Raw genomic sequence first — 25,490 nt, 5'->3', positions numbered from 1 at the left:
GCTGCTGTCGTCGGTTAGAAGGCGCCGTCGCTCAGCAGCACCTCGCCGTTCGAAACGAGATGCAGCGGGGCAGACGACCCATCGGCCGTGACGGCCACGACCAGACGCACGCTGTCGCGTTCCGCTCGCTCGATCTCAAGCCCCGCGCCCTCCGGAACGAAGAACGCGTCGATCCCGTAGTCGACGATCAGTGTCCTGACGTCCGCAACACGGCGCACGACACCACGAAGAGCGATGCGGCCGGCAGGGGCCTCTTCGGACAGGGCGTCGACGGCGCGAAAAACGCCCTGCCCGTCCGGCTCGACCAAGGTCCAGACCGTATCCCCCACCTGAGGCGTCCCGCGGGACTGGCGGTCGGCGGGCAGTTCAACCCGCTCGATTTCGAGATTGATGATCACATAATCGCCGCGCAGCAGGTCACGCGGGTCGACCGGACGCAACGCGAGCGTCACCTCCGCTCCCATGGCGTGAACAAAAAGGCGTTCTCCGAGCGGAAGAGCGATCAATGCGAGCTGCACGAGCGCCGCAATGCTCCAGAGGATCCACGGCGAGAGGCGGCGCTCCTTTCGATCTTTCGCGATCATTGGCTTTCCTCCCCCGTTTCCACGGCTCGGGGCTTGCGCAGGCGTCGCGATATCACGAATGCCGCGATGACAAGAACTGTGCCCGCGACGAGAAAGAACACCGACTGGTCGAGCAGCGACCCCACGGTCTCGTAGAGCAGTAGCAACAGGCAGACGGTGATGGCCAGATTGCCAAAGGCGCTCCAAGCGCGCGAGGAAATGAGCGTGCCGACAACCGTCAGCCCGATGGCGGCGGCAAACGTCGCTGCCCCGTTCAACACCAGAAAATCAGGCATATAGAGAAAGACCCACGGCACCGCCACGGCGAGCGCGACGGCTCCGACGACGGCGAACGCCTGGTTCTCGATTGCCCGGTGCGACAGCAACGCACCGGCGGCAGCGGCCGCTATCGCGAATGCCGCCCAGACCGGCCACGGTATGGCGGGAAGTATCAAGCCGCTCATGTTGAACTCGTCGATGAGCGCGAGAAGCAGCGTCAGGCAGACGACACCGGCCAGAATCAAAACGCCGAAGGAGGACGCGGAGGCGGCGAAGGCGGACACCTCGCCGATCATTCCTTCACGCCGACGCGGCAGAAAACCTTGCACTCCGACGCGCCCGGCAAGCGTCAGCAGCGCACCAAGCGCAACCGGAGCCAGAAGGCCGAGCACGACGAATTCCGTATCCTGGGACCAGCTGCTGTCCGTTGCGGTGGCAAGCACGAGCCAGCCGTAGACCGCCAGCCCCTGAAACAGCACTGCCCAGCGGCCGGCAAAGGAGGGATGGCGGACGACATGAAGACCGGTGGCGCCAAGCAGCGCCAGCGCGATGCCGCCGGCCTGAAGCGTCAGATGCGGATGCTCGTCGATCCAGATCAGCCAGCAGGTCGCCGCGATCGAGGCGACGACAAGGCTGCCGCGCGAGGCGCAGGCCCACGCCGCTGCAAGCGCGCCGAACGCCACAAGCAGCGCCCCGCCCGACCAGTCGGAGGGCAGATGATACATCTGCCCGACGAGCGCCATGCCGCAGACGAAGACGAGTGTCGCAAAAACCGTGAGAAGATCGGCCAGGATCCGCCGGCCGCGCGAGGCGGCGAAGGCCGCCAGCCAATGCGCACCCAGGAGCAACGCGGCAATGCCGACCAGCTTCACCGGACGTGGGATTGCCGGCCAGTTCGAGGCAACGAAGGCGGCAAGCGCGAGCGCCAGGCAAATCGTGCCCACGGCCCCCAGAAGCGACGGCAGGCGAGAACCGCCCGTCTGTCGCGTGGCAAGATCAGCGCGGATCTTGCTGGCCGCCTCCGCATCCACCCATCCTTCGTCGACCCAGCGTGCGAGGTCGGTGCTCAGGCGTTTGCTATATGTCGAAATAACGAGCCCCTCCTGCTGTCCATGGCCATTCCATCTGTCGGGAACGCGTCAAAATTGCGGCTGGTGTCGGGTTCACGCAAGCAGATAATGGATGACGGCGGCCAGAAGAGCGCTTGCCGGAACGGTCACCATCCAAGCGGTGACGATGGTCAGAACATGGGCGCGACGCACCAGACGGCGCCGCCGCATATCAGCAGCTTCCCGCCGCCAACGACGCCGAAAACCGACGTTCGCCTCCGGCTCCATCCCGATCACACTGCGCACTCTGGCGCGGTTGGTCGACCATTCGCGGAAGAAGCCAACACCGAACACAGCGCCGACGGCGATATGAGTCGAGGAGACCGGCAGGCCAAGCGCGCTTGCCACAAGCACGACCGATGCGGTGGCAAGCACCACGCAGAAACCTCGAATCGGATTGAGCCGGGTGATGCGCTCGCCGACCATGCGCACCAGCCGGGGGCCGAAAAGCATGATGCCAAACGATATGCCGACGGCAGCAATGGCAAGCACTGGAAGGCCGGAGCCGCCCGGCAACGCCGAAGGCGCGAACTGAAGAGCCGTGAAGATCGCGGCAACCGGACCGACCGCATTGGCGACGTCGTTGGCGCCATGCGCGAAAGACAGGATCGCCGCCGCCGCGATCAGCGGCACGCGGAAGAGCTGACGCAGGGACTGGTTGCGGTTCTCCAACCCCCGTGCGCTTGCCCGAACCAGCGGAACCGATAGCCCGCCGCCGCATAGCGCCGCCAATGCGGCAAGACCGGCGGAGGCAGACGAGGACAGGTCCAGGTTCGCGGGCGGAGCGACAGTCAGGAGATAGAGCACGAATGTTCCCGACATCACGCCGAAAAGCACCGGCAACCAGCACCGCGCGGCACCGATCTTGTCTTCACGCTCCGAAATTCCAGCCTTGATGGCCGCAAGCAGCAAGGCGGCGCAGATGCCGCCGATCACCGGCGTCACCAGCCAGGAAAAGGCGATGGCAACCAGCGTGCCGGTTTCCACCGCGACAGTGCCCGCCGCGCCGATGCCTGCCCCGACGACGCCGCCGACCACCGCGTGGGTGGTGGAGACCGGCGCGCCGATCAGCGTCGCAACGTTGATCCAGACGGCGGCGGCGACGAGCGCGCTCATCATCGCCAGCGCGAAGGCGGGAGGCGAGGAGAATGCGGAGACATCGAGCAAGCGGGAGGAAATCGTCGCAACCACATTGCTGCCGACCAGAAGCGCGCCGGCGGCCTCGCAGACCGCGGCCAGGAGCAATGCGCCCCCCATCGTCATGGCGCGCGCGCCAACTGCCGGCCCCATGTTGTTGGAGACGTCATTGGCGCCGATGTTCAGCGCCATGTAGCCACCGATAGCCAGCGCCAGCGTCAGCATCAGGACATGCGGATGACCGGAAAAGAAGACCGCCCCGGCCGCCGTCGTGGCGACAAGAAACAGAGCCCCCACTCCCAGCGCGATACGTGAGCGCGACAGGAATGCGGTGGCCTCCTCGACATAGGTGAACTTGTCGAGATCCTTGTCGAGGGTGGTTCGGCGGGGTTTGTGAAGGGTCATTGCGAATTCCGGCTGCAGGCAAGTCGGGAGAACGGCCCGCTCCGCTTGCAGGCAAACCGTTGCATCATACCAGCCGTTCGAAGACAGCCTTGTTACGCAGCAACGCGGAAAGCTCAGGCTCCTGGACAAAGCCCGCAGCCTCTTCCGGGCGGAACCAGCGCATCTCGCGCTGTCCCTTCTCCGGCCAGTCATCGGCCTGCCCGCTCACACGCAACGCGAACACCTGCACCCGCACGCGACGGTCCAGGCCGTTGTCGAGGCCCTTGAGATAGAAGAAACTGCCGAGCGCACGCTCGCCAATGACGCCGGTGAACCCCGTCTCTTCCCAGGCCTCCTGTGCGGCGGAGCCAGCAAGCGACAGCTTCTTGTGCGGCCAGCCCTTGGGCAGAACCCAACGCCCTGTATCCCGACTGGTTGCCAGCAGAATCTCAACACCACCATCCAAACGCCGACGCCAGGGCAATGCCGCGACCTGCACGGCGCACGGCTTTCCACCCAGCCACAGCCGTAGCGTCTCCAGCACGCGGTCGAGCCGGAGGGTCAGCTTCGGAAAGGAGGCGTCGGTAAGGGCCACGACATGAGCCCTCCTGCTCATTAAGTCGAAACGGGAGTTGGCGGAATCAATTGCGCCAGCTAAGCTGTGCAATCGATCTTCTAGATAGTTCAATCTAGGTGAATCCGCAAGTGAAAGGCGCACATATTACGCCTCACTCCGCGAATCCTGCGCGTGACCCACGTTCCGAAAACCGTCAACTCTCAGGGAAATGAACGATTTCGCGGGTTTCACGGAAGCGAATATCAGGATTTTTCTCACCGATGTAGGAAACTTCCCAAGCATTCTTGAAGAGGAATACGGGTCGATCATCGCGATCCTGTGCAAGGCTACCGCGATTCGTCTCGAGAAACTTCTTCAGAACAAGTTCGTCGTCGCACTCGACCCAACGCGCCGTGCTGTAGGGAACAGGGTCAAAACCGATATCGGTGCTGTATTCAGTAGAAAGACGGTCAACCACCACGTCAAGCTGCAGGACGCCGACGACACCGACGATCCAGTTCGAGCCGATCTGCGGCTTGAAGATCTGCACAAGCCCCTCTTCCGCGAGATCCATCAGGCCCTGACGCATCTGCTTGACGCGCATCGTGTCGCTGAGGCGCACGCGCCGCAGGACCTCGGGCGCGAAGGCCGGCAGTCCGGTGACGTGGATCTCCTCGCCCTCGCTGAGCGTATCGCCGACGCGCAACTGACCGTGGTTGGGTACACCAATGACATCGCCGGGATAGGCCGTCTCGGCGAGTTCGCGCTCCTCGGCGAAGAAGAAGATCGGGGCGGAAACCGCGATGGTCTTGCCCGCGCGCACATGCTTCAGCTTCATGCCGCGCTTGAAGGTGCCCGAACACAAGCGCACGAAAGCGATGCGATCGCGGTGCTTGGGGTCCATGTTGGCCTGCACCTTGAACACGAAGCCGGTCACCTTGGGCTCGTCCGGCCGAATGACCCGCAGGGTCGCCGGCTGCGCATGCGGCGCCGGGCCAAAGCCGGCGATGAACTCGATGATCTCCTCGACACCGTAGTCGCGCAGCGCCGACCCGAAGAAGACAGGCGTCATATGACCCTCGAGAAAGGCCTCGCGGTCAAAGGCCGGATAGGCTTCCGCGCCGAGTTCGACGTTCTCCTCCAGTTCCGCCATCACGTTCTCGAAAACCGTATCGGTGAGGATCGGATCGTCGAGACCTGTGACCTCGCGGACGGTGTCAAAGCGCTGACCGCGCCCCTCGCTGGAGGTGAGGAAGCGCTTGTTGCGCCAGTCGTAGACGCCGAAGAAGTCAGAGCCCATGCCCACCGGCCAGGTCATCGGCGACACGTCGAGGGCAAGCGCTTCCTGGATCTCGTCGAGCGCCTCCAGCGGATGGCGGCCCTCGCGGTCGATCTTGTTGACGAAGGTGATGATCGGGATGTCGCGCAGCCGACAAACCTCGAAGAGCTTGCGTGTCTGCGTCTCGATGCCCTTGGCGGCGTCGATGACCATGATCGCCGCGTCGACGGCCGTCAGCGTGCGATAGGTGTCCTCGGAGAAGTCCTCGTGACCTGGCGTGTCGAGCAGGTTGAAGGTGATGCCGTCGCGCTCGAAGGTCATCACGGAGGATGACACCGAGATGCCGCGCTCCTGCTCGATCTTCATCCAGTCCGAACGCGCGCGGCGGCGTTCGCCTCGCGCGCGCACCTGCCCGGCTGCACGGATGGCGCCGCCCGAAAACAGCAACTTTTCCGTCAGCGTGGTCTTGCCCGCATCCGGATGCGAGATGATGGCGAAGGTTCGCCGGGAAAGATAGGGCGTGTCCGCGCCGCCGGTGGCGGCCGGGCTTTGCGTATCGGTCAGGCTCATGCCGTCTCCTTGGCCGCATCTGGGCCTGGCGTTCTGGAATTCGTGGCGCAGCCCGCCGAGCCGGCAGGGCGCTGCTTCGCGCAGAGATCTAGTGGAAGCGGGGCCAAAACGCCAGAGCGGATGCGGATTGCCGCAGCGCGCCGGCCACGCTATGGCTTGCCGCCCCTGCCCGCCGCCGGAGACAAAAGCCAGATGAAGCCGACCGGAAAGACGCTTGCCCCCCTCGCGACAGCGGTCGCCCTGCTCGCGCTCACCGCCGCAATCCTGCTTGCCATGGGCCGCGTGCCGATTTGCACCTGCGGGGAGGTCAAGTTGTGGACGGGAGATGTCACTTCCTCGGACAACTCCCAGCACATCTCGGACTGGTACACCTTCTCCCACATCATCCACGGCATGCTGTTCTACGGCCTCTTCCATCTGGCAACGCCGCGCCTTTCCATGGGATGGCGGGCGGTCGGCTCCATCGTCATCGAAGCCGCTTGGGAAATCCTCGAGAACAGCCCCTGGATCATCGACCGCTACCGCGAGGCGACCATTGCGGTCGGCTACACCGGCGACAGTGTTCTCAACTCCGTGTTCGACGTCATCTGGATGCTGGTCGGGTTCTGGCTGGCGCTGCGCCTGCCTGTGTGGCTGACCGTCGTGCTGGCGCTCGCCATGGAAATTGTCGTCGCCGCGGTCATTCGCGACAATCTCACCCTCAATGTCATCATGCTCGTCTGGCCGCTCGACGCGATCCGGGACTGGCAGTCGGCCGCAGGTATCTGAGCAGCACCGGACGCTCAGCCCCGCGCCTCGCCGCGTGTCTTGACACGTCGGAGCGCCCCGGCGACTGTCCGCCCCTCTTCAACAGGCGGATCTGTCTCGATGTCCCTGATCGTCCCTCTATCCCTTGCCGCGATCTGCGGTGGGGCCGCGACTGCCATCGCCGCTCATGATTTCTTCGAGGGGGAGACGCTGGTTGCCGACATGATCCGCGCCGCGCGCCTCGCGCGCGCGGACCTTGGCGATCTCGACCGCAAGGTGGCGGCGCGCGCGAAGAGCCCGCTCGTCGTGACGCTGACAACGATCCCGAGCCGCATCGGCCTTCTCGACATGACGCTGAAGAGCTTGCTCGACCAATCGCTGGCACCGGCCGAAATCCGCCTCAACGTGCCTCATCATTCCCGCCGCGAGGATTGCGCCTACGAGATCCCCTCATGGCTCGAGAAACTCGAAACGGTCAAGATCGTGCGCTGCGATGACTCCGGCCCGGCGACAAAGCTCTTTCCGACCCTCCCCTGCGTTGAAGCCGACGCCCCCGTCGTCGTGGTCGACGACGACCGCATCTATCCGCCACGCTTCCTCGAAACGCTCGCGGCGGCGGCCGACGCGGATCCTGACAGCGCCTTCGGCCTGTCGGGCTGGGTGGTGCCGGAGGACTTTATCGACCGGCCAACGACGATCCGCAGCAATCTCTACCTGCAACCGCCAGCTCCGGTGCGCGCTCGCCGCCTGCGCAAACCCTTCGAGATTGACATCCTCCAAGGGTTCTCAGGCTATCTGGTGCGTCCGCGCTTCTTCCCGGAACTTCAGGCGATGCTCGCGCATGAGGGTGCCCCGCGCGAGGCGTTCTTCGTTGATGACGTATGGATTTCGGGCTTCTGCCGCGCCCGCAAGTTCGTGGTTCCGGCGAAGCGCGCCGGCTTCCAGCAGTGGAGCCGGCGGGAACACTACCGCGCGTCGAGTCTCGGCCTCGTCAACAGGGGAGAGGGAACGCCGGAACGCCGCAACAACACCATCGTCATCCGCCATCTCGCAGACCGCTGGACAGTCGGAGGTCATGCTGCGGCTTCCCGTCGAGCGGGCGCACCTGGGCAACAAGCTCCGGCAGAAGCCGGGCAAGCGCGTCCGTAATCGCGCGTTCGCCGGACAGGAAACGCTTCGCCGCGGGGTCCAGCCCACTCAGCTTGCGCCCAAGCCAGGGAATGCCCGAGACGAATCCCAGCCGGGTGCGAAGATCGAAGGCGACACAATCGCCCGCCATCGAGACGTGATGCGGTGAAGTCAGTCGCGCGAATTCAGCAAGCGGGTGTTCATCGCCGACCGGAGTTTCCAGATAGGCCCCGTCGGCGTCGAGGCCGATGCGCCGCACCTCCACCGCCTGGCCGTAGTAGCTCCGGTTGTTCTGCATGACCCGCATGGGTCCCTCCGCGTCGGCGAAGACATCTCCGGCGCCCCGGCCGAGCCCGTGCGAGCCGTCGGCGAAGATCCCCTTTGCATTGACCGGATCGGCGACAAGACCGCCCGTCACCGGATCGTCCATATGGTAGACTGCAAGCGTACGTGCGCCGTCTGCTCCTTCCGGCCTCTCGCACAGGACAAGGCGCCAGCCGCCGCCCTCCTCGAAGATCACCGCATCCACCGCATTCGTGCTCCCCTTCATCCGACGCACGCGGCGCCATCTGTCGGGAAACCGCTCGCACCGGTAAAGATCGAGCGCGCCCATGGCGCAGGTCTCCGGCAACATGTGGAGCACGCCGCCGACCTCGAACAGGAAGGGATAGGACGCATGTTCGCGGATCGGCAGCACCGGCACCGGCGGACCCGGCTTCAACGCCTCGTCCAGTTCCATGGCAACCAGACGTCCGCGTTGCTCGAGATACTCGAATTCCTCGACGAAAAGCCATAGCCGCCCATCGATCCGGCGCAGGAACGGGTCCGCGTAATAGCTGAATGCAGGTGCGGAAACAGCCGTTGGCCGGATGTTGCCGGAGCGCATGACGAAAACCTGAAAATGCTCCTTGGGAAGGCGATGCAGGCCGAGCAAACGCCGGCGATAAAAGTCCTGCCAGCGCAGGTTGGCCCGATCTCCCGCCTTGTAGAGCCGATGCCAGAGGCGTTGCAGCGGGTCGGTCCAGGATGGACGGTCCGGGGTGATCTTGTTGCGCGTGCTCGCCCAGCGTATCGGTTGGGGCGAGGAAATGTCGACGTCGTCGCCATTGAGAACCAGATCGCCCGCGGCCTCTGCCCTCAAGAGCAGGATGGTCAGCACCGTCTGGTCGGCGTTGTGGCGGGGCGTCGCCGGGCGGAAGGCAAGCGGATCACCTGCAAGCCGGGCCCAGTCCTCGACAAGCCGTCGCACCGCTGCCCGCTCCAGATCGAACCCCAGCAGCCCGCCGATCCGGATCTGCCGGTCGAAGAACTCCGGCTCCACCCGCAGATAGGTCAGAACCTCCGGCAGGCAGCGCTCGCTCAGGTTCGCCTGCCCCTTCAGCGTGTAGCTGCCATTTTGGGCCAGAACCGACAGTGGCTCGGATAGATCCGCACGAAGGAGCGTCGCGCTGTCGAACCAGAAGAGGTGCCCGCCAAAACGCTCCGCCGCGTCGGCAATGGCCAGAGGCTTCCAGGCATAGGTGCCCGCCGCAACCGCCACATGCGGCGGGTGGTCGGCAAACGGGAAACGAATGACCTCGGCGAAGGGGAAGCGGGCCGCGATCAAGGCGCGGTCTTCATTCGAGAGGCCAAGATCGTAAACGAGGACGCGGGCGCTCTCGCACACACGGTACCGCTTCAGGTTCGCCAGAAGCTGAAAGAGCGTGCGGGCGAAACGCGCGTCCGAGCCGGTCGCTATCGTGCAATTCGTCCCGGCACCGGTCCTGCCTGTGCTTGTCATGTTCCGCGCTACCCGGCCCAATTTCACTTGAGGCCTTTGACCACGCCGGACAAGGCCAAGGCAAGGAAAAGGGGCAAGGCGACGCCAGTCCTGCTAGCCCTGCGTTCCCGCGGCCCGACCGGCGACAAGACCGAGGGCAACGGCCGTGAGCAGACCGTTGCCGGACAGATAGCCTGAAGCGTCATTTCCCGAGACCCCGCAAGCGGCCCCGCCGACGGCATAGAGGTTGGGCAGCGCCTCGCCTCCCTGTCCGATGACGCGCGCTGTCTCGTCGACCACGAGACCGCCCTGTGTGTGGAACAACGCCCCCGTCACCCGTACCGCATGGAAGGGCGCCTGGAGCTGCGCGACGCCCTCGAAACTCCGGCCAAATCGGTCGACCACGCCCTCCGTCTTGGCCCGCGCGACGTCGGCGAAGCTCTCCTTCAGGGCTGCCGCCGGAACGTTCATCCGCTCGGCCAGCTCTTCCGGGCTCGCACCCGACAAGACGATGCCCATGGCCTCGGCCCGCCGGTAGTCCTCGAACTGACGAACGATGCCGGCAATGCGCGCATCGAAGACGGTGAAGGCAAGGCCAGCGGGCTGGCGCAGCACTTCCGCCGCCTGCTCGGAATAGCCTTTCGCCTCGTTGGAAAACCGCTCACCCGCGCTATTCACCTGAAAGCCCCCCTCGGTGACGGTCGCCCAGGAGATCAGGATACCGGCGGGATGCGCCACCGAGCCATGACCCTGATGGCCATTGAGATGCCGGGTCGAAGCGCCCAGCGCCTCGCCCCAGACCAGTGCGTCGCCCTGGTTTCCCTCGTGGCCGAAGTAGAGCGCGCCGGACAGCGAGGAAATGTGTTCAGCGACCAGTGCCTTGTTGCCGCCATAGCCGTTGCAGGCCAGGACGAGGCGAGCGCAACCGACCTCATCCAGCGTTCCGTCGGGACGGGCGAAGGCCAGACCGCGCACGCGGCCGCTTCCATCGGCATAGAGATCGGTCACATGGGCATCGCACAGCACCTCGATGCCAGCGTTCTCTACCGCCTGTCGCAGCGCGTCGATCAGTTCCTCACCGGACCGCGAAGGCAGCCCGTGCATCCGTCGCGCCGAGTGGCCAGGATAGGTGAAATCCTCGATTACCGAAAAATTCAGCCCGTGCCGGTCGGCGAGCCATTCGATCGCCGGCCCAACGGTCTCGGCCACAAGTGAGACCAGACCCGCATCGGGCTCGCCATGGGCTTTGGCCATGATATCGCGCGCGAAAAGCTCTGGACTGTCCTGGATGCCGGCCGCCTTCTGGAAGCGGGTGCCCGGGGCGGGTATCAGCCCTGCAGACAGCGCCGTGGAGCCACGCGGCAGCGGATCTCGCTCCAGGACCAGCACGTCGGCCCCGGCCTCGTGTGCGGCAAGGGCCGCAACAAGACCCGCCGCACCGGCGCCAACAATGACCACCGGAACCTCGAACTCAAACTCCTTCCCCTCGACCCGGGACACCTGTGACATGCGACCTTCACCCTCTTCAGACAGCTACCTGACGTTTTTCGAAAACAATAATCTGTATTACTTTTAAAACAAGATTTGATTCAGACAGCGCGTCGTGCGCTAATTTCGGTGCGTAGCCGGGGAAGGAGCAAGGCATGGCCAAGCCAGGGCAATCGGGAGCCAGGACGCTTTTCGACAAGGTCTTCGACAGCCACGTGGTCACGGAAGGCGACAGCGGGCAGTGCCTGCTGTGGATCGACCGGCACCTGTTGCATGAAGGTTCGTTTCACGCCTTCAACAGGCTGAAGGAGCGCAGCGCCTCCGTCTTTCGCCCTGACCTCACCTTCGGCATCGAGGATCACTACGTCCCCACACGCACGCATGACCTGACGAAGGTCGACCCGGCGATCCGCGGCATGATCGAACAGTTGCGAGGCAATGCCCGCCATCACGGCCTACGGCTCTTCGGTCTCGACGACCCAGCGCAGGGTATCGTCCATGTGGTCGGCCCTGAGCAGGGAATCACGCTTCCCGGCCTCACCATCGTCTGCGGCGACAGCCATACCGCCACCCATGGCGCCTTCGGCTCCATCGCCTTCGGGATCGGCGCCTCCGAGGTTGCCCACGTTCTCATGACGCAGACCCTGTGGCAGAAAAAGCCGAAGCGGATGCGCATCACGGTCGACGGCAAGCTTTCGCCAGGCGTTTCGGCCAAGGACATCGCGCTGTCGATCATTGCCCGCATCGGCGCGGACGGTGCCGCCGGCCATGCCATCGAATATGCCGGCGACGCCATCACCGGGCTCTCGATGGAAGGCCGCCTGACACTATGCAACCTCTCGATCGAGGCGGGCGGACGCTGCGGCATGATCGCTCCCGACGCGACCACTATCGACTACCTGCGCGGCCGTCCCTACGCGCCGTCCGGCGCGCTTTTCGAACAGGCGACGACGCACTGGCTGACGCTTGCGAGCGACACGGATGCCCCCTTCGATCGGGAGGTGAGTCTGGCGGGCAGCGAAATCGCCCCCGTCGTTACCTGGGGCATCAGCCCGGAGGATGCCTCGCCGATCACCGGCACAGTGCCCGACCCCGACCGAATTTCCGATCCTGCCCGCGCGGCGCACGTCCGCGAGGCGCTCGACTACATGGGGCTTATCGCCGGGCAGAAACTTACCGACATTGCCGTCGACCGGGTCTTTATCGGCTCTTGCACAAACAGCCGCATCGAGGATTTGCGGGCGGCGGCGGCCGTGCTGGCGGGACACAAGGCGAGGGTGCCAGGCCTGGTCTCCCCAGGATCCGCGCCTGTGAAACGCCAGGCGGAGGAGGAAGGCCTCGACCGCATCTTCCGCGATGCTGGACTGGAATGGGTTGATGCCGGCTGCTCCATGTGCGTGGGCATGAACGGCGACCTCGTACCCCCTGGCGAGCGTTGCGCGTCAACGACCAACCGCAATTTCCGGGGCCGGCAAGGGCCCGGCAGCCGCACCCACCTGATGTCCCCGGCCATGGCGGCGGCGGCCGCCGTCACCGGTCATCTCGCCGACATGCGCCCGCTGGTCGGCGCACGCAAGCTTCCACAGGATTGAGGAGAGCCCGCCATGCAGCCCTTCACGACCTTGACCGCCACCGCCTGCCCGCTGCCCCTGTCGAGCGTCGACACGGACCAGCTCATTCCCGCCCGCTTCATGAAGCGATCACGGGCCGATGGCTATGGCGACTATCTGTTGCACGATCTGCGCTTCGACACGCAGGGCCACGCACTGGCCGACTGCCCGCTCAACAGTCCCGACAGGACCGGCGCGCGAATTCTGGTCACCCGCCGCAACTTCGGCAGCGGATCATCACGCGAGGCCGCGGTCTATGCGCTGGTCGACTACGGCATCGCCTGCGTCATCGCCCCGTCCTTCGGCGACATCTTCGCATCCAACTCGGTCAACAACGGCCTGCTGCCGGCGACGGTCTCGGAAGAGGACGGAGAGGTCCTTCTCCGCGCCCTGCAGGACGGCACGCTGGCGGCGACCGTCGATCTCCAGGCCACCCGCATCCACATCGGCGGACTGTCCGTGTCGTTCCGCATCGATCCAGTCTGGCGCACGAAATTGCTCAATGGCTGGGATGACATCGACCTGACAAAAAGCCACGCCGCCGAGATCGCTTCCTTTCAGGAGCGCGACGCGGCGGCACGTCCCTGGCTCGTGCCGCGACAGCCGGACGCGCCTTGAAATTTCAGATGTCACGACATTGACAAACTATGCGATCTGTATTCTCAATAAGACAGAACATGTCTTAAGCATAAAACAGGAGAGAAGGACATGTCCGCCGCGATCGAACCCCTCAAGGCACGTCGTCTCTATCTCCTGCTCAGGGAGCAGATACTGAGCGGCGAGGTTGCCGACAGCGCCCGCCTGCCAAGTGAACCCAACCTTGCCCAGGAGCACGGCGTCTCGCGCGTCACCGTGCGCCGCGCGCTCGACAAGCTTGCCAGCGACGGCATGATCGAGCGACGGCCGGGATCCGGCACCTTCGTCAGCGCGAAGCCGGCGCAGATGCCGGTCGTGGCGGACCTTGCCAACGCGCTGTCGCATCTCGTCGAGATGGGTCGGCAGACGGACGTGCGGCTGATTTCCTTTTCCTATGTGAACGCCACTCCGGCGATGGCCGAGGAATTGAAGCTCGAGCCGAACGAGCGGCTGCAACGGTCGATCCGCGTGCGCCTGATCGACGGGCAGCCCTTCTCCTACCTCGTCACCCATGTTCCCGAGCGGATCGGCATCTCCTATTCGGAAAGCGATCTTGCCTCGACCCCGCTTCTGGAGCTGCTCGAGCGTTCCGGACTGGTCGCCGACAAGGCGCAGCAGATCATCGGAGCCACGCTCGCCGGGCCGGAGGTCGCCTCCGCGCTCGATCTGGAGATCGGCGCCGCACTGCTATCGATGACGCGCGTCGTCTTCGAAGAGAACGGCCGTGGCATCGAGCATCTGCAGGCCCTCTACCGGCCCGACCGCTACTCTTTCAACATGGAGCTGACGCGCACGGGCGACGACGGCGCCCGTCGCTGGAAAGCGGCCGACACCTTTCGGCTTGCAAGCCGGAACACACCGAACGCCAAGAACAAGAAGAAGAAGACCGGCGCGGAAAAACCATCACCTTCGAGGAGAACCAAGCCATGAAGTTTCTTGAAACATCTATCCGACGCCGAACCATCCTGAAGGGCGGCGCCGCCGCCCTCGCCACGCTTGCGGCACCCGGCGTGCTGCGCGCCGCAGAACCCGCACCGATCAAGGTCGGCATTCTTCAGCCCGTGACCGGCGCCCTGGCGCAAGACGGCGGCTTCGGCCGGCTCGGCGCCGAACTTGCCATTTCCGACATCAACGAGGCTGGCGGCATCAAATCGCTCGGTGGTGCCAAGATCGAGATGATCTTCGGCGACGCCCGCTCCACCCCCGAGGCTGGTGCCCAGGAAGTCGAACGCATGCAGGAAGAGGGCGTCGTCGCCGTTGTCGGCGGCTTCGCCTCGCCGATCGCCCTGGCCGCCTCGCAGGCTGCCTCGCGCTACGACTTGCCCTATATCGTCGACGTCGGCGTCTCCGACCAGATCATCAGCCGCGGTCTCAAGAACACGTTCCGCTTCGCGCCGGGCTTCTCGATCTGCACCAAGACGGCAATCGAGAATCTCGTTCGCATCAACGAGGCCGCCGGCAAGCCGGCAAAGACCGTCGCGCTCGTCCATGAGGATGGCCTGTTCGGTTCCGGCCTCGCGAAGCTGATGTCGACGGAACTGCCGAAGTACGGCTTCGAGATCGTCGAGGAGATCGCCATTCCGACGCCGTCGCGCGACCTGTCGAACGTCGCGCTTCGCCTGCGCTCGCTGAAGCCGGACCTCGTCATTCCGAGCACCTACTACGGAGAGACGGTTCTCCTCGCCCGCACCATGCAGCAGCAGCGCGTGCGCCCGATGGGCGTCTACGCGGTTCTCAACGGAGCCGCCTCCAACCGCCGCTTCGTCGCCGAGTTCCCCGAAGCCGCCAACGGTATCATGGACTGCAACCACTGGCCGGATCCGCGCAGCAAGAAGTCGCAGCTTCTCAAGGAGCGCGTCGAGAAGCAGGGCTCGACCTACAACTACAACACGCCGCTCAACTACTCCTGCGTGGCGCTTCTCGCCGACGCCATCGAGCGCGCGGCCTCGAGCGATCGGGGCAAGATCATCGAGGCCCTCGCGAGCTCGACCTTCTCCGATCACCTGATGCCCTATGGCCCGACCAAGTTCGTCAACGGACAGAACACAGGCGCGGCGCCGGTCTCGACCCAGGTGCAGGAGGGCGACATTCGCGTCGTCTATCCGGAGGAGTTCTCCAACGCCAAGCCGATCTTCCCCGCCAACGGCTGACGTCGCCACAGGATCGCGGGCCCGGCCACATGGCCGGATCCGCGATCCGTCGCCGTACTCCAGGCAGCGGAACGCAACATGTACTCTCCCATCATTATCATCGAGGCGATGATCAACGGGCTTTTGACGGGCGCCATCTACGCGATGATCGCCCTCGGCCTGACGCTGGTCTACGGCGTCCTCCACATCATCAATTTCGCGCACGGAACGCTGCTCGCCAGTGCCATGTTCGCGGTCTGGAGCCTCAACGTCCTCTTCGGCGTAGACCCCTACGTGTCGATCCTCGTTCTGGCTCCCGTCTTCTTCGGGCTCGGCTATGGCCTCCAGCGCTTCGTCATCGGCCCTGCCTCCAAGGGCGACGAAGGCAACATCCTGCTGATCACGCTTGGGCTGTCGATCTTTATCGAGAACGCCCTGCTGGCCGGCTTCGGCTCGGACACGCGCGCCATCTCCTCCGACTTCTCGTTCTCCGTCGTCGAGGCGGGGCCGTTCCTCATCTCCACACCCAAGCTCGTCGGCTTCGCCGGATCGCTCGCCGTAACCGCGCTCTTCTGGTTCGTGATGAGCCGTACGGATGCCGGCAAGGCCATCCGTGCGGTCGCCAAGGAGAAGTTCGGCGCCAGCCTGATGGGGATCGATGTGCGGCACATCTACGCGCTGACCTTCGGGCTAGGCTGCGCGGCGCTGGCCATCGCTGCAGGCCTGCTGATGCCGACCTTCTACGTCAATCCGCGCGTCGGCGGCGCCTTCATCAACATCGCCTTCACAATCGTCGTGCTCGGCGGCATGGGCTCGATCCCCGGCGCCATGGTCGGCGGCCTCCTGATCGGCGTCGTGGAGAGCGTCAGCGGCCTGGTGCTGGGCGAGAGCCTCGGACAGATCGGCATCTTCATCATCTTCATCCTGGTGCTGCTGCTGCGGCCTACCGGACTGTTCGGAGCGAAAGCATGATGGCCCGGGGATATCTCTCAATCGTCGTCGTCACGGTCGCGCTCGCGCTCGTCCCGACTCTCTTCCATTCCAACAGCATGGCCAACTTCATGGTGCTGACGCTGATCATCGCGTTGGCCGCCCAGGGGTGGAACCTGCTCGGCGGCGTCGCCGGCCAGACCTCCTTCGGCCACGCGGTGTTCTTCGGCACCGGCTGCTATACGAATGCGATCCTCCAGTCGCACTTCGGCGTCAACGCCTGGGTGGCGCTGGTGGCGGCGATGGGCGCGGGAGCGGCGGTCGGCTTCGTCATCGGCTTCCTCAGCTTCCGGGCCGGACTGCGCGGCTCCTACTTCGCGCTGATCACCCTCGCCTTTGCCGAACTCGCGCGCATCCTGGCCAACTCCTCGGAGATGACCGGTGGCGCGGCCGGCTTGTTGCTCAAGCTCGACCCGGGCTTCGCCAACATGCAGTTCGCCGACCGCGGGGCCTTCCTCTGGCTGGCGCTCGGCTTCGTCTTCGCGGGGCTGGTCATCAGCCGCGCCATCGCCAACTCACGCTTCGGCGCGCAGCTTGTCGCCGTGCGCGAAAACGAGGACGCGGCCCGCGCACTCGGCGTCGACGTGCTCAAGGTGAAACTCAAGGCAATCAGCCTGTCGGGAGCGATGACGGCGACTGCCGGAGTGCTCTACGTGCAGAACTTCCTCTACGTGGACTCCACCATCGCCTTCGGCGTGTGGATCTCCATCGAGGCGCTGCTCGCCCCGATGGTCGGCGGACGCGGCCTCGTGCTCGGCCCGCTCATCGGCGCCTTCACCCTGCATGGGCTTGGCGAGCTGACCAAGAGCTTCGCCGGTCGCCTGCCGGGTATCGACCTCATCGTCTTCGCCGTTGTGCTGATCCTGGTCGTGGCCTTCGCCTCCGGCGGCGTGCTCGGCCTCCTGCGCCGTTTCACGCCGCGCCTTGCCAAGGGAGCTGCCTCATGATGCTCGGCGTCGATGACATCACCATGCGCTTCGGTGGCCTCGTCGCCGTGCGCAATGCCTCCTTCGGGGTTGGCAAGGGCTCGATCACCGGACTGATCGGCCCCAATGGCGCCGGCAAGACGACGCTCTTTGCCATCATCGCCGGCTTCTTGAAGCCAAGCGCGGGGCGGATTTCATGGTCGGAGCGCGATATCACCGCGCTCCACCCCCACCAGCGCGCCGAACTTGGCATCGCCCGCACCTTCCAGATCGTCCAGCCGTTCAACGGGCTGAACGTTCTGGAGAACATCACCGTCGGGGCCTACCTGCGCCACCGCAAGACGGAGGACGCGGTCGAACGGGCGCGCGCGGTCGCCGTCCGCGTCGGCCTCGAGAGGGAGCTGGAGGCTCCGGCCTCGAGCCTCACCGTGGCGGGGCGCAAGCGGCTGGAGCTTGCCCGCGCGCTTGCCACCGAGCCCAAGCTGCTGCTGCTCGACGAGGTTCTCGCCGGTCTCAATCCTTCCGAGATCCGCGACATCGTGCCCGTCATCCGCGCGATCCGCGACGACGGGGTGACGATCCTGATGATCGAGCACGTCATGCAGGCGGTGATGAACCTGTGCGAGCAGGTTCATGTGCTGGCACAGGGTGCGCTCATCGCCGAGGGCACGCCGGCACAGGTGTGCAACGACCCGACCGTGATCGAAGCCTATCTCGGAAAAGGTGCGGCGGAACGGATGGCGAAGCTGGGAGAAGCACATGCTTGAGGTCAAGGACCTGCGCGCCGGCTATGGCGCGGTCGAGGTGTTGCGCGGCATCGATCTTTCCGTCGCCAGTGGCGAGATCGTCGCCGTGCTCGGCGCCAATGGCGTCGGCAAGACGACGCTCAACAAGGTGCTCTCCGGCATGTTGCCGGTCACATCAGGCAGCATCGCCCTCGATGGCGCAACGCTTGGCGGCTCGCCCATAGCCGCGGTCGACGCCGGCCTGATACATGTGCCCGAGGGCCGGCGGATCTTCCCCAACATGTCGGTCGAAGAGAACCTCGAACTCGGCAGCTACAGGCGTGCGCGTCCCAGCCGGGCGCGCAACCTTGCTCATGTCTACGAGGTCTTCCCCCGCCTCAGAGAACGCTCCGCCCAGGCGGCGGGCACGCTCTCGGGCGGTGAGCAGCAGATGCTGGCCATCGGACGCGGCATGATGGCCGAGCCGAAGCTCCTCATTCTCGATGAGCCCTCGCTCGGCCTCTCCCCGCTTCTGGTGGAGGAAATGTTCACGCTGATCCGGCGGCTCAACGCGGAAGGACTGCCGATCATGCTCGTCGAACAGAACGTCGTGCAGTCGCTTGAGATCGCCAACCGCGCCTACATCATTGAGAACGGCGAGGTGATCATGTCCGGCACAGCCGCCGACATCGCCGCCGATCCCGATCTCAAGCGCGCCTATCTCGGATTGTAAGGGAGACAAGCGATGTCCACGACCTCCCCGGGCCTCGTGCCCGCCTCCGTACTTCTTGCCGAACCCCGGCCGGACTGGCTGGCGCATTGGGCCCGTTTCGCGACCGGCTTTTCCGTCGACAAACTGCCGCCGTCGCTGCTCGCCCAGGCCAGACTGGTCATGCTCGACTGCATCGGAGCCATGGCCGCCGGCATGCAGGAGACCGAGAACGCAGCGCTCGCCGGCCGCCTCGCCCGGCGCGGCCGGGGCGAGGTTGCGGCCATCGGCGCCGGTGTCGCGCTGCGTGGAGACGACGCGGCCTTCGTCAACGGCATCGCTGGAACCGCACTGGAACTCGACGAGGGCAATCAGTTCGCACGCGGACATCCGGGCATTCACGTCCTGCCCGCGGCCCTGGCCACCGCGCTGGCCAACGGCCGCAGCGGCGCGGAGCTGCTCACCGCCTTCATTCTAGGCTACGAGATTGGCGCGCGCGTCGGAGCGGCCTGCCGCCTGCGTCCCAGCGTTCATCCGCACGGCACATGGGGCACCATCGGCGCGGCCTTCGCCACCGCCCTGCTGGAAGGCGCCGACGAGACCCGGCTCGCGGAGACGATCAACGTCGCCGCGACCATGAGCGTTGGCGCAAGCCTCAGCGCCATGCTCGAGGGAGCGACGGCCCGCAACAGCTATTGTGGTCTCTCCAACCGCAACGGCATGGCCGCCTGGGACCTCGTCGCCAGCGGCTTCACCGGCGAGCGCGACTGCGTTGGCAGCGTCTACGGCTCGATCCTCGCCGAGGGCTTCTCTCCGGCGGGAATGACCGAGGAACTGGGAACGCGCTTCGAAATCGAGCGCAACTACTTCAAGCGTCATGCGGCGTGTCGCTTCACCCATGCAGCCCTCGACGTGGTGGTGCGGCTCGTTGCCGAGAACGGAACACTCGCGCCCGAAGCCATCGAGTCCATAGAGGTGGCGACATATGCGATGGCCGCACAGCTCGACGGTCCCGAACCGCACAATGTCCTCGCTGCCAGGTTTTCCCTGCCCTTCGCCATTGCCACGACGCTGGTCAATGGCGAAGCCTCGGTTCACGCCTTCCGCGAGCCGTCGCTGTCGGATGCGCGCATTCGCGGCCTTGCAAGGATTGTCCGGGTGCGCGAGCACGCCGACTACACCGCCCTGCTGCCGGCCATGCGCCCGGCCGCCGTCACCGTCCGCCTTCGGGATGGGCGCGTGCTTTCAGGCGAGACGCTGACCAACCGCGGCGATGCGGTTGATCCCTTCACCGCCGACGAGGTGCGGGCCAAGTTTCGCGACCTTGCCACCCCGGTCTGGGGCGAGACCCATGCCGAACGCGTGCACGCCGCCGTGGAAACGATCGACACGGCGGAAAACCTTACGGGCCTGAACGGTCTCCTGACCGAACCCGCGATCAAGGATCGATAAGAAATGACCCTGAAGTCCCAACTTGCCGGCGGCAAGCCGATCGTCGCTCCGGGTATCTATGATGCCCTGACCGGCTCGATTGCCACCGATGCCGGCTTCTCCGCGCTGTATCTTTCCGGCGCGGCCATTGCCTACACCAAGCTCGGTCGGCCCGACATCGGCCTCGTCTCCATGAACGAGGTCGCCGAGACCATCGCCCTGATCCGCCAGCGGGTCGAGACGCCGATCATTGTCGATGCAGACAATGGCTATGGCAACGCGCTCAACGTCCAGCGCACGGTGAAGACCTTCGAGCGCGCGGGCGCCAGTGCCATTCAGCTTGAGGACCAGACGCTGCCCAAGCGTTGCGGGCACCTCAGCGACAAATCGCTGGTTTCGGCCGCCGAGATGGTCGGCAAGGTCAAGGCTGCCGTCGATGCGCGGGCAAGCGAGGATACTCTGATCGTCGCGCGCACCGACGCGGTCGCAGTTGAAGGCTACGAGCGCGCCATAGAGCGCGCCTCGCTCTATGCCGATGCCGGCGCCGACGTACTCTTCGTCGAGGCGCCGCGCTCGTCCGAGCAACTCGCGGAGATCTGCAAGTCTCTCGGCGGCCGGCTGCCGCTGCTTGCAAACATGGTCGAGGGCGGCAACACGCCGATGTTCACAGCAGCCGAACTTGGCGAGATGGGCTTCAGCATCGTCATCTTCCCCGGCGGCATTGTACGCGCCCTCGCCCGCACCGCGCAGGCCTACTACGCCTCGCTGTTCGCCAATGGCACCAATGCGCCCTTCGCCGACAACATGTTCCAGTTCGGTGAGCTGAACGAGCTGATCGGCACACCGGCCATGCTCGAGACCGGCCGGCAGTATGAGGAATACGGGGCGGCGCAAGCCTCTTCCATGAAAGGTGACGCGGAATGACGACGACGCTCGACCCCGTAACGCTCGCCATTCTCAACGGTCGTCTCGAGCAGATCGCCGACGAGATGGACGCGACGCTCTACCGCTCCGCGTTCAATCCGATCATCGCCGAGGCGCGCGATGCCTGCCACGGCCTCTACCACGCCGAGACCGGGGCGACGCTGGTTCAGGGCACGCGCGGGCTGCCGATCTTCGTCGGCGCCATGGCCTTCGCCGTGAAGGCGGTTATCGACAAGGTGGCGGAGGACGGCGACCTGTCGCCCGGAGACACCTATCTCTTCAACGATCCCTACGCCGGCGGCACGCACCTCAACGATTTCCGCCTCGTGCGCCCGGTGTTCCGCGATGACAAGCTTTATTGCTGGATCGCCTCGGTCGGCCATTGGCTGGACATCGGCGGCAACGTGCCCGGCGGCTTCAATGCCAAGGCGACGGAGAGCTTCCAGGAAGGCGTCCGCATTCCTCCGGTGAAACTGATCACGAAGGGCGTCATCAACCGCGACCTGCTCGACATTCTGGCCGCAAATTCGCGGGTACCAGCATCCAACTATGGCGACCTGAACGGCCAGCTCAACGCCCTCGACCTCGGCGAGCGGCGCCTCGCGGACCTGCTCGACGGCTATGGCGACGGCACCGTTTCGGCAGCCTTCGACGCCTTCTCCGACCGCGCCGAGGCGATGATGCGCGAGGAGATCCGCGCGCTGCCCGACGGCTGCTATTCGTTCGAGGACTATCTCGACAACGACGGCATCACGCCAGACAAGCTGACAATCGCCCTCGATCTGACGATCCGGGGAGAGGAGATGACGCTCGACTTCTCGCGTTCGTCCGCTCCCTGCGCCGGCCCGCTCAACATCGCCTATTCAACCGCCGCCGCCTGCTGCTATGTGGCGCTGAAGCATGTCTTCACCTCCGTTCCGGCGAATGCCGGCTGCCTCCGTCCGATCACCTTCAACATTCCCGCGACAACGCTTCTCGGCGTCAAGCCGCCCAAGCCCGTGGGCGGCTACACGGAAACCATCTTGCGCGTCATCGGCGTCGTCTTCGGCGCGCTCGCCCAGGCGGATCCCGCGCGCGCCACCGCCGGCCCCTTTGGCACAATCAACGCTTTGTCGGTTGCCGGCTACCGCGATGACGGCTCGCGCTACGTGATGTTCTCCTTCTTCGGCGGCGGACTTGGCGGAAATCCGCAAAGCGACGGGCTCAACCATGCCAACAATCCGATTTCCATGGCGACTATTCCGCCGGCGGAAATCCTTGAGGCGTCCTACCCGGTCAAGTTCACCCAATGGGCGCTGCGGCCCGATTCCGCCGGAGCCGGGTACCACCGTGGCGGCGTCGGCGCGATCTATGAACTGGAGACAATGACCAACGCGGATGTGTTCCTGCTCGGCGAACGCGGCATCTATCCGCCGCTCGGCGTCGCAGGCGGCGGCCCGGCTGCGCTCAACCGCTTCGTCTGGCAATCGGACGAGGGCGACAAGTCGCCGGAGCTGGCCTCCAAGATCACCGATGTTCGCGTCCGTCCGGGCCAGCGCATCCGCATCGAGGCGCCCGGAGGCGGCGGCTTCGGCGATCCAATGACGCGCCCCGCCGACAAGGTTGCCCGCGACGTGCGCCTCGGTTTCGTCACCCGCGAGGCTGCGCGCACGCTCTATGGCGTCGCCCTTGGTGCCGATGGCCAGGTCGACCAGAACGAAACCCGGCAACTGCGCAAAGGAGCTGCCGCATGACCAACCAGTTCACCACCAGTGGCGGTGCCGTCGTCGGCGTCGATGTCGGCGGCACCTTCACCGACCTGTTCTACTATGACGAGGCCGCGGGACGGTTCCGGACCGCGAAAGTCTCCTCCAACCGCGGCGACGAGGCCACCGGGTTCCTCGAGGGGCTGAAGACCTTCGGCGACATCGCCGATCTCGGCTCCATCGTCCACGGCACGACGGTTGGCACCAATGCGCTGCTGGAGCGCAAGGGCGCTCGCACCGCGCTGATCACCACCCGGGGCTTCCGCGACGTTCTCGAAATGCGTCGCCGCGACCGCCTCAACACCTGGGGCCTGTGGGGCGACTTCACACCGGTGATCGAGCGCGACCTGCGCTTCGAGGTGCGCGAGCGCGTGCTCGCCGACGGCAGCGTCGACGAGGCACTGGATACGGACGGCGTGACCGCGGCTGCCAAGGCAGCGCTTGCGGCGGGCGCCGAGGCGATCGCGATCGTCTTCATCAACGCCTACGCGAACCCCGAGAACGAGCTTGCCGCGCTCGAGGCCGTGCGGGCGGTCTGGCCAAACGACAACATCGCCTGCTCGGCGCAGATCCTGCCGGAGATACGCGAGTTCGAACGCACCTCCACGACCGCGCTCAACGCCTATCTGCAACCGGTCGTCGGCGGCTATCTCGGCAAGCTCTCCGCCGCACTCAACGCGGAGAAGTTCACCGGTCGCTTCCACATCGTGCAGTCGAACGGCGGCGTCATGTCGACCGACACCGCCCGCAAGCTGCCGGTGCGCACCGCACTCTCCGGCCCGGCCGCCGGCGTGATCGCGGCGGCCGCCATCTCCCGGGCAGCCGGCTTCCCCAACATCATCACCGGCGACCTCGGAGGCACCTCCTTCGATGTGTCGCTCGTGGTCGACGGCGAGACCTCGCTGGCGGCGCAGACCACCATCGACTTCGGCCTCGTGGTGCGCACGCCGATGATCGAGATCACCACCATCGGCGCTGGCGGCGGCTCCATCGCCCATGTCGACGCCGGCGGCCTGCTCCAGGTCGGGCCGGAAAGTGCCGGCTCCCGCCCGGGGCCGGTCGCCTACGGTCAGGGCAACACGCGCCCGACCCTCACCGATGCCAACATCGTGCTCGGCCGCATCAATGCAGAGCGCCCCATCGGCGGCAAACTGGCGCGGCTCGACGTCGAAGCTGCCAAGGCGGCGATCGAGGAGCATGTGGCAAAACCCACGGGCCTTGGCGTCATGGAGGCGGCGGAAGCCATCGTTCGCGTCGCCGACGGGCGCATGGCCGGTGCCATCCGTCTCGTCTCCATCGAGCGCGGCCACGACCCGGCGAAATTTGTCGCCGTGCCTTTCGGCGGCGGCGGGGCGCTCCATGCGGGCGCTCTCATCAAGGACGTCGGGCTCCAGGCAGCGCTCGTTCCGCGCTATCCGGGCATCAATTCCGCGCTCGGCTGCGTCATTGCCGACATCCGTCACGATCAGGTCCAGACCGTGAACCTCACGGTCGACGCACTCGATCCCGACGCGCTCGACGCCCGCATGATCGCGGAAGCCGCCGCAGCGCGCCAGGTCGTCGAGGACGCCGGGCTTCAGATGGACCGGATCGACATCGTGTTCGAGCTCGACATGCACTATATCGGCCAGACCCACACGGTGTCGGTGCCGCTGCCGGTCACGATCGAGACGGGCACCACCGGCGTTACCCGTGACGTCGTCCAGGCGGCCTTCGACAAGGCCTATCAGGCCTCGTTCAGCCGCCTTCTGCCGGGGCTGACCGCAAAGATCGTCAACCTGCGCACCTCGGCCATCGGCCGTCGCCCGCAGTTCAATCTGAAGACCCTGGCTCCCGGCGACGACTGCTCCCTCGACAAGGCGCGGATCGGCACACGCCCTGTCTGGTTCGACGGCGGATGGCACGACACGATGATCTACGCCCGCCTCGACCTTCCCGTCGGTGCCGAGATCTCCGGTCCGGCCATTCTCGAGCAGCCGGACGCCACCGTTCTGGTGGATCCCGACCTCAAGGCACGCGTCGACGAACTTGGAAACATCATCATGGAGCGCAAATGATGCGTGAAGAGATCCCCGCCGCCAACACCGGCCTCGTCGTCGTCGACCTCCAGAACGACTTTCTGCACCCGGACGGCGCCTACGGGCGGGCGGGACAGGGCGCGGCCGATATCGTCGCCCTGCCCGCGCGGCTGGCGCCGCTTGTCGACCGCATCCGCGCTGCCGGAGGCTGGATTATCTCGACCCAGTTCACGCTGGTCCCAGCCAAGAACGGCGAGCCGCTGATCTCGCCGCATCTGAAAGAGCTGCGCCCCTTCCTGAAGAAGGGCGATTTCGTGCCCGGCGGCTGGGGACACGCTCTCGTCGACGAACTCGCCCCCGCCGACCTTTCGGTCGAGAAGGTGGCCTATTCAGCGTTCTACATGACGCGGCTCGAGTGGGTGCTGCGCAAGTGCGACATCCGCAAGCTCATCGTCTGCGGCATCGTCACCAACGGCGGCGTCGCCTCCACGGTCCGCGACGCCCATGTGCGCGACTTCGACGTGACGGTGCTGTCCGACGGCAGCGCGGCCTTCTCGCAAGAAACGCATGACACGGCGATCGCGGCGCTCAAGCCTGTCTGCCGTGTCGCCACCGTCGCGGAAATCACCGAGGAATTCCCGGGCTAAG

General features: G+C 65.6%; 22 protein-coding genes. 15 read left to right on the top strand and 7 right to left on the bottom strand.

Annotation, left to right across the window (positions count from 1 at the left end; all coding sequences use genetic code 11):
* Nucleotides 1–14: 14 nt before the first annotated feature.
* The 5 genes from ACSLUQ_RS20180 to ACSLUQ_RS20160 all read right to left on the bottom strand — a co-directional run bounded on the left by ACSLUQ_RS20180 (nucleotide 15) and on the right by ACSLUQ_RS20160 (nucleotide 5,877).
* Complete coding sequence (locus ACSLUQ_RS20180) at nucleotides 15–584, bottom strand: GDYXXLXY domain-containing protein (RefSeq protein ID WP_461809555.1); 570 nt, start codon at nucleotides 582–584, stop codon at nucleotides 15–17.
* The gene (locus ACSLUQ_RS20175; RefSeq protein WP_461809576.1) at nucleotides 581–1,912 is read right to left on the bottom strand and encodes a DUF2157 domain-containing protein; all 1,332 of its coding nucleotides are present in this window, start codon (nucleotides 1,910–1,912) and stop codon (nucleotides 581–583) included. Before ACSLUQ_RS20175 ends, ACSLUQ_RS20180 begins: the two co-directional genes overlap by 4 nt.
* A 93-nt stretch (nucleotides 1,913–2,005) precedes the next feature.
* Nucleotides 2,006–3,493 carry an inorganic phosphate transporter gene (locus ACSLUQ_RS20170; RefSeq protein ID WP_461809554.1) on the bottom strand — a complete coding sequence of 496 codons (1,488 nt, stop codon included), beginning with the start codon at nucleotides 3,491–3,493 and terminating at the stop codon, nucleotides 2,006–2,008.
* Between the two features lie 64 nt (nucleotides 3,494–3,557).
* On the bottom strand, nucleotides 3,558–4,067 hold the full coding sequence (locus tag ACSLUQ_RS20165) for an NUDIX hydrolase (protein WP_461809553.1): 510 nt from the start codon (nucleotides 4,065–4,067) through the stop codon (nucleotides 3,558–3,560).
* A 175-nt stretch (nucleotides 4,068–4,242) separates the two neighbouring features.
* Entirely contained in the window at nucleotides 4,243–5,877 is a 1,635-nt protein-coding gene (locus ACSLUQ_RS20160; protein WP_461809552.1) for a peptide chain release factor 3, read from the bottom strand.
* 192 nt (nucleotides 5,878–6,069) lie between these two features.
* Here ACSLUQ_RS20160 and ACSLUQ_RS20155 point away from each other — a divergent pair, with 192 nt between their 5' ends.
* Complete coding sequence (locus ACSLUQ_RS20155; protein ID WP_461809551.1) at nucleotides 6,070–6,645, top strand: DUF2585 domain-containing protein; 576 nt, start codon at nucleotides 6,070–6,072, stop codon at nucleotides 6,643–6,645.
* A gap of 99 nt (nucleotides 6,646–6,744) precedes the next feature.
* A complete protein-coding gene (locus tag ACSLUQ_RS20150; protein WP_461809550.1) occupies nucleotides 6,745–7,773 on the top strand; it encodes a hypothetical protein in 1,029 nt (342 codons plus the stop codon).
* Here the strand turns inward: ACSLUQ_RS20150 and ACSLUQ_RS20145 are convergent.
* The gene (locus ACSLUQ_RS20145) at nucleotides 7,661–9,532 is read right to left on the bottom strand and encodes a glucosamine inositolphosphorylceramide transferase family protein (protein ID WP_461809549.1); all 1,872 of its coding nucleotides are present in this window, start codon (nucleotides 9,530–9,532) and stop codon (nucleotides 7,661–7,663) included. The genes ACSLUQ_RS20150 and ACSLUQ_RS20145 overlap by 113 nt on opposite strands.
* Before the next feature lie 93 nt (nucleotides 9,533–9,625).
* Entirely contained in the window at nucleotides 9,626–11,020 is a 1,395-nt protein-coding gene (locus ACSLUQ_RS20140) for an FAD-dependent oxidoreductase (protein ID WP_461809548.1), read from the bottom strand.
* Nucleotides 11,021–11,154: 134 nt separating this feature from the next.
* On the opposite strand from ACSLUQ_RS20140, the gene leuC reads away from it, so the two are divergent.
* From leuC to ACSLUQ_RS20075, 13 genes are all read left to right on the top strand, one after another.
* The gene (gene leuC, locus ACSLUQ_RS20135) at nucleotides 11,155–12,591 is read left to right on the top strand and encodes a 3-isopropylmalate dehydratase large subunit (protein WP_461809547.1); all 1,437 of its coding nucleotides are present in this window, start codon (nucleotides 11,155–11,157) and stop codon (nucleotides 12,589–12,591) included.
* Between the two features lie 12 nt (nucleotides 12,592–12,603).
* On the top strand, nucleotides 12,604–13,227 hold the full coding sequence (gene leuD, locus ACSLUQ_RS20130; RefSeq protein WP_461809546.1) for a 3-isopropylmalate dehydratase small subunit: 624 nt from the start codon (nucleotides 12,604–12,606) through the stop codon (nucleotides 13,225–13,227).
* 90 nt (nucleotides 13,228–13,317) lie between these two features.
* Nucleotides 13,318–14,175, top strand: a complete 858-nt coding sequence (locus ACSLUQ_RS20125; RefSeq protein ID WP_417773799.1) for a GntR family transcriptional regulator — start codon at nucleotides 13,318–13,320, stop codon at nucleotides 14,173–14,175.
* Nucleotides 14,172–15,395, top strand: a complete 1,224-nt coding sequence (locus ACSLUQ_RS20120; RefSeq protein WP_417773800.1) for an ABC transporter substrate-binding protein — start codon at nucleotides 14,172–14,174, stop codon at nucleotides 15,393–15,395. The genes ACSLUQ_RS20125 and ACSLUQ_RS20120 overlap by 4 nt, the downstream gene beginning before the upstream one ends.
* Nucleotides 15,396–15,473: 78 nt before the next feature.
* The gene (locus ACSLUQ_RS20115; protein WP_461809545.1) at nucleotides 15,474–16,346 is read left to right on the top strand and encodes a branched-chain amino acid ABC transporter permease; all 873 of its coding nucleotides are present in this window, start codon (nucleotides 15,474–15,476) and stop codon (nucleotides 16,344–16,346) included.
* Nucleotides 16,343–17,311, top strand: a complete 969-nt coding sequence (locus ACSLUQ_RS20110; protein WP_417773802.1) for a branched-chain amino acid ABC transporter permease — start codon at nucleotides 16,343–16,345, stop codon at nucleotides 17,309–17,311. The genes ACSLUQ_RS20115 and ACSLUQ_RS20110 overlap by 4 nt, the downstream gene beginning before the upstream one ends.
* On the top strand, nucleotides 17,311–18,057 hold the full coding sequence (locus tag ACSLUQ_RS20105) for an ABC transporter ATP-binding protein (protein WP_417773841.1): 747 nt from the start codon (nucleotides 17,311–17,313) through the stop codon (nucleotides 18,055–18,057). The genes ACSLUQ_RS20110 and ACSLUQ_RS20105 overlap by 1 nt, the downstream gene beginning before the upstream one ends.
* Nucleotides 18,050–18,748 (top strand): ABC transporter ATP-binding protein, encoded by a 699-nt coding sequence (locus ACSLUQ_RS20100; protein WP_461809544.1) that lies wholly within the window; start codon nucleotides 18,050–18,052, stop codon nucleotides 18,746–18,748. The genes ACSLUQ_RS20105 and ACSLUQ_RS20100 overlap by 8 nt, the downstream gene beginning before the upstream one ends.
* A 12-nt stretch (nucleotides 18,749–18,760) precedes the next feature.
* Nucleotides 18,761–20,176, top strand: coding sequence for an MmgE/PrpD family protein (locus tag ACSLUQ_RS20095; RefSeq protein ID WP_461809543.1), 1,416 nt, complete (start codon nucleotides 18,761–18,763; stop codon nucleotides 20,174–20,176).
* Nucleotides 20,177–20,179: 3 nt separating this feature from the next.
* Nucleotides 20,180–21,079 carry an isocitrate lyase/PEP mutase family protein gene (locus ACSLUQ_RS20090; RefSeq protein ID WP_417773805.1) on the top strand — a complete coding sequence of 300 codons (900 nt, stop codon included), beginning with the start codon at nucleotides 20,180–20,182 and terminating at the stop codon, nucleotides 21,077–21,079.
* Nucleotides 21,076–22,812: a hydantoinase B/oxoprolinase family protein gene (locus ACSLUQ_RS20085; protein ID WP_417773806.1), complete on the top strand. Its 1,737-nt coding sequence runs from the start codon at nucleotides 21,076–21,078 to the stop codon at nucleotides 22,810–22,812. The genes ACSLUQ_RS20090 and ACSLUQ_RS20085 overlap by 4 nt, the downstream gene beginning before the upstream one ends.
* Nucleotides 22,809–24,881, top strand: coding sequence for a hydantoinase/oxoprolinase family protein (locus tag ACSLUQ_RS20080; RefSeq protein ID WP_461809542.1), 2,073 nt, complete (start codon nucleotides 22,809–22,811; stop codon nucleotides 24,879–24,881). The genes ACSLUQ_RS20085 and ACSLUQ_RS20080 overlap by 4 nt, the downstream gene beginning before the upstream one ends.
* Nucleotides 24,878–25,489, top strand: coding sequence for a cysteine hydrolase family protein (locus ACSLUQ_RS20075; RefSeq protein WP_461809541.1), 612 nt, complete (start codon nucleotides 24,878–24,880; stop codon nucleotides 25,487–25,489). The genes ACSLUQ_RS20080 and ACSLUQ_RS20075 overlap by 4 nt, the downstream gene beginning before the upstream one ends.
* Nucleotide 25,490: the final 1 nt, after the last annotated feature.

The sequence above is a fragment of the Stappia sp. ICDLI1TA098 genome (assembly GCF_054880955.1).
Note: the sequence above shows the minus strand (reverse complement) of the source record. Positions and strands in the feature narration are given on the sequence as shown.